Origin of the sequence: Nocardia asteroides, assembly GCF_021183625.1 — a bacterium.
Classification (GTDB): Bacteria; Actinomycetota; Actinomycetes; order Mycobacteriales; family Mycobacteriaceae; genus Nocardia; species Nocardia asteroides_A.
Genome location: NZ_CP089214.1, coordinates 5,033,122 through 5,046,254, shown reverse-complemented (window position 1 = coordinate 5,046,254; position 13,133 = coordinate 5,033,122). Strand labels below are relative to the sequence as shown.

Genomic DNA, 13,133 nt, shown 5'->3' with positions numbered 1-13,133 from the left:
CGGTAACAAGACCCACCCTAGCCATCTCCGCCGACCCCCGCGATGTGACGCCCGGCGCGCCGGGCATCCAGTAGCCTGCGGGGATGCGTCGCTACGTGGCCGCCATCGATCAGGGAACGACGTCGAGCCGGTGCATCGTCTTCGACCGCGGCGGCGCGGTGATCGGCGTCGCCCAGCGCGAGCACGAGCAGATCTTCCCGCGGCCGGGCTGGGTCGAGCACGATGCCGAAACCCTGTGGCGCAATACCGAAGCCGTGGTCACCGAGGTGCTGCGCGACCTGGAGCTCGGCCCGGACGACCTGGCCGCCGCCGGCATCACCAACCAGCGCGAGACCACCGTCGTCTGGGAGCGCGCGACCGGGAAGCCGATCCACAACGCCATCGTCTGGCAGGACACCCGCACCGACAAGCTCTGCGTCGAGCTCGGCGGCGCGGACGGGCCGAACCGTTACCAGGAGCGCACCGGGCTGCCGCTCTCCACCTACTTCGCCGGCCCCAAGCTGCGCTGGATCCTGGACCACGTCGAGGGCGCGCGGGCCCGCGCCGAGGCGGGCGAGCTCTGCTTCGGCACCATCGACAGCTGGGTGCTGTGGAACCTGACCGGCGAGCACATCACCGACGTCACCAATGCCTCGCGCACCATGCTCATGGATCTGCGCACGCTGGACTGGGACCGGGAGATCTGCGCCGACTTCGGCATCCCGACCGCCGTGCTGCCCGCCATCCGCAGCTCGTCCGAGGTGTACGCGGTGCCGGAGTCCGGCCCGCTGGCCGGGGTGCCGATCGCAGGCATCCTCGGCGACCAGCAGGCGGCCACCTTCGGCCAGGCCTGCCTGGAGCCGGGCGAGGCCAAGAACACCTACGGCACCGGCAATTTCATGCTGCTGAACACCGGGACGGTGCCGGTGGTGAGCAACCACGGGCTGCTCACCACGGTCTGCTACCGGCTCGGCGAGCAGGACGCGGTGTACGCGCTGGAGGGGTCTATCGCGGTCACCGGCTCGTTGGTGCAGTGGTTCCGGGACAACCTCGGCATCATCGCCTCCGCCGACGAGATCGAGCCGCTGGCGCGCAGCGTCGCCGACAACGGCGGCGCCTACATCGTGCCCGCCTTCTCCGGGCTCTTCGCGCCACGCTGGCGGCCGGACGCGCGCGGCGTGATCGCCGGGCTCACCCGCTTCGTCAACCGGGCGCACCTGGCGCGGGCGGTGCTGGAGTCCACCGCCTTCCAGACCAGGGAGGTGGTCGACGCCATGCGCGCCGACGCCGAATCACAGCGGCTCGGGCTGGAGCTCACGACGCTGAAGGTGGACGGCGGCATGGTGCGCAACGACCTGCTCATGCAGTTCCAGTCCGACATTCTCGGCGTGCCGGTGGTGCGCCCGGTGGTGAACGAGACCACCGCGCTCGGCGCCGCCTACGCGGCCGGGCTCGCGGTCGGGTACTGGTCCGGCACCGACGAGATCAGGGCGAACTGGTCCGCCGACACCACCTGGCACCCGGAGATGGGCGAAGACGAGCGGGCCGGGCACCTGGCCGCCTGGAACAAGGCGGTCGAGCGCACCTACAGCTGGGCCGACTGAGCCGCGCGGCCGAGCCGGGCGACGGCCTCGGTGAGCGACGCCGCGTCCGAGGTGGTGAAGCACATGCGCAGCGCGGAGCGGTACCCCGCCTCGACCGCGAAGGCCGCGCCGGGCACGAACGCCACGCCCTGCTCGACCGCGGCGGGCAGCAGCGCCGCGGTGTCGGTGCCGTCGGTGAACTCGCCCCAGACGAACATCCCGCCCGCCGCGTCGGTGCAGCGCAGCCGGGCGCCGAACTCCGCGCGCACCGCCCCGACCAGCGCCTTCGCCCGCTGCCCGTAGGCCGCGCGCACCCGGTCCACGTGCCCGGCCAGCCAGGGCTCGTCGGCGAGCAGCTCGGCGGCGACCTGCTGGGTGAGCGCCGAACCGCAGAGGTCGGCGCCCTGCTTGAGCAGCTCCACCGCGCGGGCGACCCGGACCGGGGCCACCATCCAGCCCACCCGCAGCGCGGGCGCGAGGATCTTGGAGGCGCTGGAGAGCCGGATGACGTTCCCCCCGTGCGCGGCCACCGGCGCCGGCGGCGGGCCGTCGAACCAGAGCTCACCGTACGGGTCGTCCTCGATCACCCAGAAGCCGTGCGCGGCAGAGAGTTCGGCGAGCTCGGCGCGGCGCGCGGCGCTCATGGTGACCCCGCCGGGGTTGTGGAAGGTGCTCACCGTGTGCACCAGGGCCGGGCGCTCGCCGCGGGCCAGCAACTCGGTGAGCAGGTCGAGCCGCATGCCCTGGTCGTCCAGCGGGATCGCCGCGATCCTGGCACCGGCCGCGCGGAACACCTGGAGCGCCCCGACGTAGGCCGGGTCCTCGACCACGACCAGCGCGCCGGGGTCGAGCAGGACATCGGCCAGCAGCGCGAGCGCCTGCTGCGAGCCGTGCGTCACGAAGACCTCGGCCGTCGGCACGGCCCGCCCCAGCTTGGCCGACTCGCGCGCGGCGAGCACCTCGCGCAGCGGGCCCCAGCCCGGCGAGCCGGTGTACTGCAGGCTGCGCGCGTCGGTGAGCGCCGCCTCGGTCGCGGCCGCGATCCGCTGCCTCGGCATCAGCGCGGCGTCCGGCAGCCCGCCCGCCAGGCTGAGCACGTCCGGCCGCTCGGTGAGTTCCAGCAGGTCACGAATGGCGGAGCTGCGCAGCCCGGCGAGCTTCCCGGCCAGCGGCGGAGCGGTTGGCGACATGGCGATACCTCCGTGCGATGTGCTTTCCACTGTCGCACGGATTACCAGGATATGAAACTGCGTCTCAGATAGCGAGAATCAGGGCCGGTTGTCGATGGAGTGCACCAGATGCCTGCCCTCCTTGACGACGGTGGTGACGGTCTGCTGGTAGACGGTGGTCACGCCGTCCGGGCGGTGCTCGGTGAGGTCGACCTCGAAGGTGTCGGTGGCGAGCTCGGTGACGCGCAGGCAGTGCGTGGTGCCGACCGGGATCTGCTCGTCGATGGCGCTCTGGATGACCTGCGCGGAGGAGATGTTGGCCGCGTCCGGGTCGACGTACCTGCGCGCCCGCTCGCCGTTGCGCTCCACGTAGAAGGCGTACTGGAAGCCGAGCACGGCGCCCGCGCCGGACTCGGTGGTTCCGGTGCCGTTGCCGACCGTCACCGTGCCGTCCTCGGCGGCCGGGCAGCTCAGCGCGGCGGTGCTCGGCACCGGGGCGGCCACCGCCGGATCGGAGTCGCCGCCGCCGCGCACCGTCACCACGATCACGACCACCGCGACCAGCAGCGCCAGCGCCGCCGCGAGCGCGCCGTACAGGGTGCCGCGGTTGGTGGTGGGGGCCCGCTCGACCACGGCCGAGCCGCCGGGCGCGAGCCTGCGCGCGATGGGGTCGTCGGACCAGGCCAGGCCGTCCGCGGCGACCGGCGGCGGCTTGGGCACGCCGCCCCCTTCGTCCGACTGGTTCCACCACTGCGGCGGCTCGGCGTCCGGCTGCGCGGCGGGGGCGGGGGCCACCTGGTGTCGCACGGTCGGGGCAGCCGAATCGTCTCCGTCCGCACCGGCGCCGCCCGTGCCGAACGGCGCGGACGGGCCCGCGGGCCGATCCCCGGCGCCGGTGACGCCCTCGCCGAACGGCGTGGACGGGGCCGCGGGCCGCGGGGCGCTCTCGGCGCTCCCGCCCGCGGGTAGCAGCCCGCCCGCAGGGCGCCAGCCGACCTCCGGCCGCGACCCGGCTGGCGGCTGCCAGCCCGGGATGTGCCCCGGCCCGATCGGCGCGCCGAAGGCGCTGCCCGACCCGGTGGCCGGCTCGTCCTTGCCGCCGTCCACCGGAGGCCCGAAACCGGAAGCGCCCGCGCCGTTCTCGTCGGCACCCGCGCTCCCGTGCACCGGCGGGCCGAAGCCGGGCACACGGCCGGACTCGTTGCCTCTGGCATCACCCTCGGAGCCCACACCAATCCTCTCGAACGCACGAAATGGGGCGGCCGCGAACGACCGCCCCACCCCGTCAATCGGTACGTGTCAGTACTGGAGTGAACCACCCCACTGCGTGGTGACGCCACCCACGTCGACCGTCGTGGGCGCGGTGTCGCCCGGCGGCACGATCGGCGGAAGCTTAACCTGCGCGGCCGCATCGAGCGCGGCGGCGCCGCCCGGCTGGGCCTTGATCCAGTCCTCGACCGCCGCCTTGGCCAGGTTCACCTGCGTGGTGTCGAGGACGACGCTGGATTTCGCGTCCGCCAGCCCCTCCCCACCGGTGAAGCTGGAGACGTGGATCGTGTTGCTGTCCACGAACTCCACCGACACACCGGCCTCGCCGGAGCCGGTGGGCGTGTTGTAGCCGACGGTGCCGACGTAGCCGGCCTCGTTGCTGAAGTGGTGGGTGTTGGCCACGTAGCCGGGGAGCAGCGCGCCGCCGTCGATCGCGGCGCCGATCTCGGCGTGCGGGCCGGTCATCTCGACCACCGGCGCGGCCGGGGCGGCGTCCACCCGCGGCGCCTCGTAGCGCGGCTGCACCAGGGTCTGCGAGGGCGCGGAGTCGGCCTGGCCGCCGCTCTGCGGTGCGGTGCCCGGGCTCGCCTGCGGCGCCGCGCCAGGCGCGGACGGGGTGCCGGCTGGCTGATCCTGCGCACCGGGCGCCTGATCCGGTGCGGCGGCGCCGGGCGCGGGCTGCCCCGGCGCGGGCTGGCCCTCCTGGCCGGGCACCGGCAGCGGCGCCACGCGCGGCGTCGTCACACCGGGCTGGGTGGGCCGGTTGAGCTTGGGGTCGGTCTTCTCCGGCAGCGCCTGATCCTGCTCGGGCGTGGTCACACCCGGCTGGCTCGGCGTCGGCTTGCTCTCCGGCGTCTGCGGCTGCTGGCTCTGCGGGCCGGTGCCCGGCTGGGTGGGGCCCTGCTGCTGCGTCTGCGGCTGCTGCTCGGGTGTCGCGTTGGTGCCCGGCTGGACCGGTGCGGGCGTCGCCGGCGTGCTCGGCTGATCGTTCGGCACTGCCCCCGCCGGCGCCGCGAAGAAGGTGGCCACGGCTGCCGCTGTCGCCAACGGCAGCGAGGTGCTCGCCATCGCTCGCTGCGCCCGGCTCGGCTTACGATGTTTCACTTTTCGCTTATCCCTTTCCGTGCGGGAGGCACACGGCCGTTCCCGGAGGAAACCCCCCAAACCCCGAAACGCCGCGACCAACCCGCCGATCACGTCTCCGTAACGGAGTGAACCACAGTTGTCCGACAGGGGCAATGTGGAGCGTAGCGCCCCCGCCCTGTCAACCGCCCTGCCGCACAACAGTGTTCACACAGGTGATACCTGCTTTTCGCGCGAGGCTCAGTCCAGATCGTCGTGCCGCATGAGCTGTCGCGCGGCCTCGATGACCGATCCGGTGAGCGAAGGATAGACCGAGAAGGTCTGGGCCAGGTCGTTCACGGTCAGGTTGTTCTGCACCGCGAGCGCGATCGGCAGGATCAGCTCGGAGGCGATCGGCGCCACCACGACGCCGCCGATCACCACGCCGGTGGCCGGGCGGCAGAAGATCTTCACGAAACCGCGGCGCAGCCCGGACATCTTGGCGCGCGGGTTGGTGTTCAGCGGCAGCATGACGGTGCGGGCCGGCGTCTCGCCGTTGTCGATCGCGGTCTGGCTGACGCCGACGGTGGCGATCTCCGGCCGGGTGAAGACCGCCGAGGAGACCGTCTTCAACCGGATCGGGCTGACGCCCTCGCCGAGCGCGTGGTACATCGCGATCCGCCCCTGCATGGCCGCGACCGAGGCCAGCGGCAGCAGCCCGGTGCAGTCGCCCGCCGCGTAGATCCCGGTGACCGGCGTGCGGGAGACCCGGTCCACCCGCAGGTAGCCGGCGCGGTCCAGCTCGATCCCGACCTTCTCCAGCCCGAGCCCGTCGGTGTTCGGGGTGGAGCCGACGGTCATCAGCGCGTGCGACCCGGTGACCGTGCGCCCGTCCGAGAGCGTGACCACGATGCCGTCGGCGGTGCGCTGCACGGCGTCCGCCCGCGCGTGCTTGACCAGCTCGACCCCGCGCTCGGCGAGCGCGTCCTCCAGCACCAGCGCGGCATCCGCGTCCTCGCCGGGCAGCACCCGGTCGCGGCTGGAGACCAGCTTCACCCGGACGCCGAGTTCGGTGTAGGCGGAGACGAATTCGGCGCCGGTGACGCCGGAGCCGACCACGACCAGGGTCTCCGGCAGCTCGGCCAGGTCGTAGAGCTGCCGCCAGGTCAGGATGCGCTCGCCGTCCGGCTCCGCGCCGGGCAGCACCCGCGGGCTCGCGCCGGTGGCGATCAGCACCACCTCGGCGTCGACGGTTCGTTCGGCACCGGCGGCGTCCGCGTCGGCGGCGTCACGCACCAGTACCCGGTGCTCGGCCCGGCCGACCGGCTCCTGCAGCGAACCGTACCCGGGCAGCAGGGTGACCCCGGCGGCCTGCAGCTTGGAGCGGATGTCCGACGACTGCGCCAGCGCCAGCGCCTTGACGCGCTGGTTCACCTCGGGCAACCGCACCCCGGCCTGCTTCGGGTCGAGCGTGATGCCGAGATCGCGGGCCCGGCGCAGATCGGTGCGGATGCCGGTGGAGGCGATGAAGGTCTTCGACGGAACGCAGTCCCAGAGCACGCAGGCGCCGCCGATGCCGTCCGAGTCGATCAGCGTCACCGCCGCGCCGTGCTGCGCCGCCACCAACGCGGCCTCGTAGCCGGCCGGGCCGCCGCCGATGATCGCGATGCGGGTCATGGGTCACCTCTCGCTGCTGCTGGTCCCGGGATCTCCGGAGCTCCGTGGACAACCGTAATCGGCCGAGCTCGGACCGGCGCGCCAGCCCGCGCGGCGACCCCGCCGCGCCGGATGTCGAGCCGGTCCGGCGGGACCCGGTGGCCTCGGCGGCGACATTGGATACGCTCTCCGGGTGCCGATATACGCCGCCTACGGATCCAACATGGACTCCACACAGATGCAAGAGCGCTGTCCGCACTCCCCGCTGTCGGGAACGGGCTGGTTGGAGGGGTGGCGGCTGACCTTCGCCGGTGACGACATCGGCTGGGAGGGCCCGCTGGCAACCGTCGTCGAGGAGCCGGGTTCACGGGTCTTCGTCGTGCTCTACGACGTCTCCCCGGAGGACGAGGAGCGGCTGGACCGCTGGGAGGGCTCGGACTTCGGCATCCACCGGAAGATCCGGCTGCGGGTCACCCCGAGCACCGGCAGCGGCTCCGAGCCGGTGCTGGCCTGGCTCTACGTACTCGACGCGTACGAGGGCGGCCTGCCTTCCGCGCGCTACATCGGCGTGATGGCCGACGCGGCGGAGAAGTCGGGCGCCCCCGCCGACTACGTACACGCGCTGCGGACAAGGAACAGCCGCAACGTCGGGCCGGGCAACTTCTCGGTCTAGCGCCCGGCCCGCAGCACGAGACCGGTGAGCACGCGCACGCCGACGGCGAGCGCGCGCTCATCGATGTCGAAGGTGGGCTGGTGCAGGTCGAGCGGGTCGCCCTGGCCGGACCAGACGCCGAGCCGCGCCATGGCGCCGGGCACCTCCTCCAGGTACCAGGAGAAGTCCTCGCCGCCGCCGGACTGCATGGTGTCGGCGAGCGCGCCCGGCCCGAGGTCGTTGATCGCGGCCTCGAACATTCGGGTGGAGCGCTCGTCGTTCACCACCGGCGGCACGCCGCGCCGGTAGTTGAGCTGGTAGCGCACGCCGGTCGGGGCGAGCAGCGCGTCGACGATCTCGCGGACCAGCGGCTCCAGCAGCTCCCAGGTGGCATGGTCGCCGGTGCGCACGGTGCCGGTGAGCATGCCGGTCTGCGGGATGGCGTTCGGCGCCTTGCCCGCGCTCACCGCACCCCAGACCATGACGGTGCTGGTGCGCGGGTCGATCCGGCGGCTGAGCAGCCCGGGCAGCCCGGTGATGACGGTGCCGATGGCATAGACCAGGTCGCTGGTCAGATGCGGGCGCGAGGTGTGCCCGCCGGGCGAGTCGAGCACCAGCTCGACGGTGTCGGCGGCCGAGGTGATCGCCCCGACCCTGACCCCGACCCGGCCCGCCTCCAGCCGCGGATCGCAGTGCAGCGCGAAGATCCGCTCCACGCCCTGCATGGCCCCGGTGGCGACGACATCGATCGCGCCGCCCGGCATGACCTCCTCGGCGGGCTGGAAGACGAACCGCACGCCGACCGGCAGCTCGGCCTCGGCCAGCGCCAGCGCGGTGCCGAGCAGGATGCTGGTGTGCGCGTCGTGCCCGCAGGCGTGCGAGACGCCGGGCACGGTGGAGGAGAACGGGAGACCGGTGAACTCCTGCAGCGGAAGCGCGTCCATGTCGGCGCGCAGCCCGATCCGCGGGCCGTCCGGGCCGATGTCGCAGAGCAGGCCGGTGCCGCCGGGGAGGACGCGCGGCGCCAGCCCCGCCTTGGTCAGCCACGTGGCGACGAACTCCGTGGTCGCGAACTCGGTCCTCGACAGCTCCGGGTTCGCGTGGATGTGCCTGCGCCACTGGACCAGGTCCACCTGGTGCTCGGCCAGCCACGTGTCCACCACGTTCCGGCCCGATCGCACCAGATGACCGCTCGTGCTCACCGAATGTCCTCCTGTCGTCGAACGAGTCGTTGCAACAGACTGCTCCTGTGTTGCTCATCGCGGGCAACGGCCACGGCGGTACAGGCCAGCGCGACCGCACCGTCGAGCACCGCGAGATCCGCGGAGGCCGTGACGCTCGCCGCGGCGAACTCCGGCTGGTGCGTCACGGCGCCACCCGCCTCGATGCCGATCACCGGGTGGATGCCGGGGACGATATTGGTGACGTTGCCCATGTCGGTACTGCCGAGCGGCCGCTGCGCCTCGAACTCCGGCGGAAGCGGCGTACGGCCGAGGCCGGTGATCTGCTCGCGGTACACGGCGAGCAGGGCCGGATCGGGCGTGAGCTCGGTGTAGGTCGGCGCGAGCGTCCGGATCTCGTGGGTGCAGCCGGTCGCGAGGGCGCCCGCCGCGAAGCAATCCGACGCCCGGCGCGTCAGATCGTCGAGTGACGCGGAATCGGCCGCGCGGAGGTAATACAGCAATTCCGCACGTCCGGGCACGATATTGGGGGCCACGCCACCGTCGTTGACTATACCGTGCAGTTGCTGGCCGGGGCCGAGGTGCTGGCGCAGCAGCCCGAGCGCCACCTGGGCGATGGTGGCGGCGTCGCCCGCGTTGCGGCCGCGCTCCGGCGCCGCGCTGGCGTGCGCCGTGCGGCCGTGGAAGAGCACCGAGATGTCGCTGAGCGCCAGCGAGCGCGCGCCGACCACGTCGAACGGGCCCGGGTGCACCATCATGGCCAGCGCCAGGTCGTCGAAGAGGCCGTGGTCGAGCATGATCACCTTGCCGCCACCGCTCTCCTCGGCCGGGGTGCCGAGCACGACGACGGTGAGCCCGAGTTCGTCGGCGACGTCGGCGAGCGCGAGCCCGGCGCCGACCGAGGCGGCCGCGATGACGTTGTGCCCGCAGGCGTGGCCGATCTCCGGCAGCGCGTCGTACTCCGCGCACAGCCCGACGGTCAGCTCGCCGCTGCCGTAGACCGCGCGGAAGGCGGTGGGCAGCCCGGCGACCCCGGTGCGCACCGCGAAGCCGCGCTCGCGCAGCGGTTCGATCGTCCGCGCGGTGCTGCGCACCTCGTCGAAGGCGAGTTCCGGATCGGCGTGCAGCGCGTGCGAGAGCCCGACCAGCCGGTCCTTCGCGGCCTCGACCGACGCGTGTACCCGCGCGACGGCACCGTCCGTCGGTGCGTCGGTCACAGGCATGCCGACCAGTCTGGCACTAACCCCGCGGTTACCGCCTGTTCAACCCAGCGTGCGCAGAACGGTTGCGCGCCCGGCTCGCGTCCGAGTGGTCGAAGCGCATGCGCCGCAGGCGCGAGTCTCGACCGCTCGGACGTGAGCCCCCGAAGGGCGCGCAACCCGTCGCGCCGAAGGCGCGACAATCAAACACCGAAGGCGAGGTTCTCCGGGGTGGTGGGGGCGGCGAGGTCGGCCAGGACGGCGCCGTGCAGGGCGCGCTTGATGACCGCGAGGTTCGGCTTGCGGTTGGCCGCGAGCCCCGCGGCCTGCTCGACCGCGATATCGAGCACGCTGTCCGCCCCGGCCTTGGTGTCCACGATCCCCGCCGAGATCGCCTCGTCGGCGCCGAAGCGGTGCCCGGTGGTCATCGCCTTGACCGCGACCTGGTTGGTGAGCCGGTGCGTGAGCAGCGCGTTCATCGCGACGGTGAAGGGCATGCCGAGGTGGATCTCGGGCAGCGACCAGTAGCCGCGGTCGGCGCGCATGACCCGGAAGTCGTGCGACGTGGCGAGCATGGCGCCCGCGCCGAAGGCGTGGCCGTTCACCGCGGCGACGGTGGGCAGCGGGAAGGTGAGCAGCCGCGTGTAGAGCGCGTGCACGCTGTCCAGGTAGCCGTGCATCTCGCCGGGGTTGGCGAAGAGCCAGTCGGTGTGCAGGCCGTTGCTGAAGAACTTGCCGGTGGCGGTGGTGACAAGCGCCGCGGGCCCCTCGGAGCCCTCGACCTCGTCGAGCAGCGCGTTCAGCCGGGCGAGCACGTCCGGGTGGAAGCGGTTCTCCTCGTCCGCCCCGTTCTGCTCCTCCGATCCCAGGTACAGCACGAACACGTCACCCCGGCGCTCCAGATAAGGCATGCGCGCAGCGTAACCGGGCGACCCTACCGACGGGTAGCCGAGATAGGGCGGTGACCGGCGCCACACCGGAGCCGAAGCGCGCACCGCCCCCGACTATCGTGACCCCATGCTTGCCGAAGAGGCCGCCGCGGTGATCGCCGAGCGGACAGGGGTAGCGCGCCACCGCGTCGCGGTGGTGCTCGGGTCGGGCTGGCAGGACGCGGCCGCGGAGATCGGAACGCCGGCCGCGTCGGTGCCGATGCCGGAGCTACCCGGCTTCGGCATGCCGACCGCGCAGGGCCACGTCGGCACCGTGCACTCCGTGCGGGTCGGCGGCGCCGACGTGCTGCTGCTGATGGGCCGCCAGCACCTGTACGAGGGGTACTCCCCCGCCGAGGTGGTCGTCCCGCTGACCGCCGCCGTGGCGGCGGGCGCGGAGACCGTGCTGCTCACCAATGCCGCGGGCGGGATCAGGGACGGCATGGCCGTCGGCGAGCCGGTGCTCATCGCCGACCACCTCAACCTCACCGCCCGCACCCCGCTCACCGGCCCCGCCTTCGTCGACCTGGTGAACGCCTGGGATCCGGAGCTGCGCGCGCTGGCCCGCGAGGTCGACCCGAGCCTCGCCGAGGGGGTGTACGCCGGGCTGATCGGCCCGCAGTACGAGACGCCCGCCGAGATCGGGATGCTGCGCGCCATCGGCGCCGACCTGGTCGGCATGTCGACCGTGCTGGAGGCGATCGCGGCGCGCGCGCTCGGCGTCCGGCTGCTCGGGATCTCGCTGGTCACCAACCTGGCCGCCGGGGTGACCGGAGCCAACCTCTCGCACGCCGAGGTGCTGGCCGAGGGCAATGCCGCCGCACCGCGGCTCGGCAAGCTGCTGCGCGGCATCCTGGAGCGGCTCTAGATGCTGCGCTTCGGCACCGCCGGGCTGCGCGGCCCACTGCGGGACGGGCCGGACGGCATGAACGCGGTGACCGTCGCGCGCGCCACCGCCGGGCTGGCCGCCTGGCTGCGCGAGCGCTGCCTCGGCGGCGGGCGCGTCGTCGTCGGCCGGGACGCCAGGCACGGGTCGGCGGAGTTCGCCACCGTGACCGCGGAGATCCTCGCCGCGGCCGGATTCCCGGTGACGCTGCTGCCGGAGCCGCTGCCGACCCCGGTGCTCGCGCACGCGGTGCGCGCGACCGGCGCGGTGGCCGGAGTGCAGATCACCGCCTCGCACAACCCGCCCGCGGACAACGGGTACAAGGTCTACCTGGAGGGCGGCGCCCAGCTGGTCGCCCCGGCCGACGCCGAGATCGAGCGCGCCATCCGGGCCGTCACCGAGCCGATCCCGCGGACCGCGGTATCCCCCGCCGACGGCAGTGCGCTCGCCGCGTACCTGGATCGGGTGGCCGGGATCCCGGAGCGGATCGGCGGGCCGGGCGAACGCGCGCCGGTGCGGATCGCGCTGACCCCGCTGCACGGCGTCGGCGGCGCGGTGGCGCTGCGCGCACTGGCCGCGGCGGGCTTCGACGACGTGCACGTGGTGCCCGAGCAGTTCGAGCCGGACCCGGACTTCCCCACCGTCGCCTTCCCCAACCCCGAGGAGCCGGGCGCGGCCGACCTGCTGCTCTCGCTGGCCGAGCGGGTCGGGGCTGACCTGGCGATCGCGCTCGACCCGGATGCCGACCGCTGCGCCGTCGGCCTGCCCGGCCCGGACGGCTGGCGCATGCTGCGCGGCGACGAGACCGGCGTGCTGCTCGGCGCCGACGTGCTGCGCACCGCCCCGGCGGACGCCCTGGTCGCGACCACCCTGGTCTCCTCCCGGCTGCTCGGCCGGGTGGCCGCCGCGCGCGGCGCCCGCTACGCCGAGACGCTCACCGGCTTCAAGTGGCTGGCCAGGGCCGGGGACGGGCTGGTCTACGCCTACGAGGAGGCCATCGGGCACTGCGTCGACCCGGCCGCCGTCCGGGACAAGGACGGCGTCTCCGCCGCCGTGCTCACCGCCGACCTGGTGGCGAGGCGCCGCGCCGCGGGCAGCACCCTGCTCGCCGACCTGGATCGCTTCGCCGTCGAGTTCGGCGTGCACGCGGGCGACCAGGTCGCGCTCCGCCTAGCCGACCAGCAGGCCGCGGCGGCCGTCGTCGCCGCGCTGCGCGCCGCCCCGCCGGAGCGGGTCGCGGGCGCGCCGGTGCGCTACACCGACCTGGCCGCCACCCGCGGCCCGCTGCGCACCGACGCCCTCGTCCTCGAGGGCGCCGGCGACCGGATCGTGATACGCCCCTCCGGCACCGAGCCCAAACTCAAGTGCTACCTCGAGGTCGTCCGCCCGGTCCCCGACGCCACCGCCCTAGCCGACATCAGAAAGGCCGCCGCCGAGCGCCTAGCCGCCCTCCGCGACTTCTGCACCGCCCTACAACCGACCTGACCACACCCCCGCAACACCTGACCACACCCCCGCAACACCTGACCACACCCCCGCAACACCGCAACTACCGGGCTCGATGCCGT

General features: G+C 73.5%; 11 protein-coding genes. 4 read left to right on the top strand and 7 right to left on the bottom strand.

The genetic code is table 11. The annotated features are described in order from the left end of the window. Positions 1 to 83 precede the first annotated feature (83 nt). Positions 84 to 1,583, top strand: coding sequence for a glycerol kinase GlpK (gene glpK, locus LTT61_RS23400; protein WP_233016202.1), 1,500 nt, complete (start codon positions 84 to 86; stop codon positions 1,581 to 1,583). On the opposite strand, the gene LTT61_RS23395 is transcribed toward glpK, so the two are convergent. The 4 genes from LTT61_RS23395 to LTT61_RS23380 all read right to left on the bottom strand — a co-directional run bounded on the left by LTT61_RS23395 (position 1,565) and on the right by LTT61_RS23380 (position 6,739). After that, positions 1,565 to 2,752: a PLP-dependent aminotransferase family protein gene (locus LTT61_RS23395; RefSeq protein ID WP_233016201.1), complete on the bottom strand. Its 1,188-nt coding sequence runs from the start codon at positions 2,750 to 2,752 to the stop codon at positions 1,565 to 1,567. The two genes, glpK and LTT61_RS23395, sit on opposite strands and share 19 nt — an antisense overlap. 78 nt (positions 2,753 to 2,830) lie before the next feature. Continuing rightward, positions 2,831 to 3,961 (bottom strand): hypothetical protein, encoded by a 1,131-nt coding sequence (locus tag LTT61_RS23390; protein ID WP_233016200.1) that lies wholly within the window; start codon positions 3,959 to 3,961, stop codon positions 2,831 to 2,833. A gap of 69 nt (positions 3,962 to 4,030) precedes the next feature. Then, on the bottom strand, positions 4,031 to 5,068 hold the full coding sequence (locus tag LTT61_RS23385; RefSeq protein ID WP_233016199.1) for a hypothetical protein: 1,038 nt from the start codon (positions 5,066 to 5,068) through the stop codon (positions 4,031 to 4,033). A gap of 255 nt (positions 5,069 to 5,323) precedes the next feature. Next, positions 5,324 to 6,739, bottom strand: a complete 1,416-nt coding sequence (locus LTT61_RS23380) for an NAD(P)H-quinone dehydrogenase (protein ID WP_233016198.1) — start codon at positions 6,737 to 6,739, stop codon at positions 5,324 to 5,326. A 172-nt stretch (positions 6,740 to 6,911) separates the two neighbouring features. Here LTT61_RS23380 and LTT61_RS23375 point away from each other — a divergent pair, with 172 nt between their 5' ends. Then, on the top strand, positions 6,912 to 7,391 hold the full coding sequence (locus LTT61_RS23375) for a gamma-glutamylcyclotransferase (RefSeq protein WP_233016197.1): 480 nt from the start codon (positions 6,912 to 6,914) through the stop codon (positions 7,389 to 7,391). Here LTT61_RS23375 and LTT61_RS23370 read toward each other — a convergent pair. From LTT61_RS23370 to LTT61_RS23360, 3 genes are all read right to left on the bottom strand, one after another. Beyond that, positions 7,388 to 8,551 (bottom strand): M20 family metallopeptidase, encoded by a 1,164-nt coding sequence (locus LTT61_RS23370; protein ID WP_420094827.1) that lies wholly within the window; start codon positions 8,549 to 8,551, stop codon positions 7,388 to 7,390. The two genes, LTT61_RS23375 and LTT61_RS23370, sit on opposite strands and share 4 nt — an antisense overlap. Positions 8,552 to 8,568: 17 nt before the next feature. After that, entirely contained in the window at positions 8,569 to 9,774 is a 1,206-nt protein-coding gene (locus tag LTT61_RS23365; protein WP_233016195.1) for a M20 family metallopeptidase, read from the bottom strand. A gap of 179 nt (positions 9,775 to 9,953) precedes the next feature. Then, the gene (locus tag LTT61_RS23360) at positions 9,954 to 10,661 is read right to left on the bottom strand and encodes an enoyl-CoA hydratase-related protein (protein WP_233016194.1); all 708 of its coding nucleotides are present in this window, start codon (positions 10,659 to 10,661) and stop codon (positions 9,954 to 9,956) included. A 106-nt stretch (positions 10,662 to 10,767) separates the two neighbouring features. Between LTT61_RS23360 and LTT61_RS23355 the strand changes: the two genes are divergently transcribed. Next, on the top strand, positions 10,768 to 11,547 hold the full coding sequence (locus LTT61_RS23355; protein ID WP_233016193.1) for a purine-nucleoside phosphorylase: 780 nt from the start codon (positions 10,768 to 10,770) through the stop codon (positions 11,545 to 11,547). Next, positions 11,548 to 13,050, top strand: a complete 1,503-nt coding sequence (locus tag LTT61_RS23350) for a phospho-sugar mutase (protein WP_233016192.1) — start codon at positions 11,548 to 11,550, stop codon at positions 13,048 to 13,050. It abuts the gene before it with no gap. Positions 13,051 to 13,133 lie beyond the last annotated feature (83 nt).

Bases quoted from the DNA above. Each gene is read 5' to 3' on its own strand.
- glpK (WP_233016202.1), top strand. From the start codon at position 84: ATGCGTCGCTACGTGGCCGCCATCGATCAGGGAACGACGTCGAGCCGG.
- LTT61_RS23355 (WP_233016193.1), top strand. From the start codon at position 10,768: ATGCTTGCCGAAGAGGCCGCCGCGGTGATCGCCGAGCGGACAGGGGTA.
- LTT61_RS23365 (WP_233016195.1), bottom strand. From the start codon at position 9,774: ATGCCTGTGACCGACGCACCGACGGACGGTGCCGTCGCGCGGGTACAC.
- LTT61_RS23395 (WP_233016201.1), bottom strand. From the start codon at position 2,752: ATGTCGCCAACCGCTCCGCCGCTGGCCGGGAAGCTCGCCGGGCTGCGC.
- LTT61_RS23380 (WP_233016198.1), bottom strand. From the start codon at position 6,739: ATGACCCGCATCGCGATCATCGGCGGCGGCCCGGCCGGCTACGAGGCC.
- LTT61_RS23350 (WP_233016192.1), top strand. From the start codon at position 11,548: ATGCTGCGCTTCGGCACCGCCGGGCTGCGCGGCCCACTGCGGGACGGG.
- LTT61_RS23360 (WP_233016194.1), bottom strand. From the start codon at position 10,661: ATGCCTTATCTGGAGCGCCGGGGTGACGTGTTCGTGCTGTACCTGGGA.
- LTT61_RS23385 (WP_233016199.1), bottom strand. From the start codon at position 5,068: ATGGCGAGCACCTCGCTGCCGTTGGCGACAGCGGCAGCCGTGGCCACC.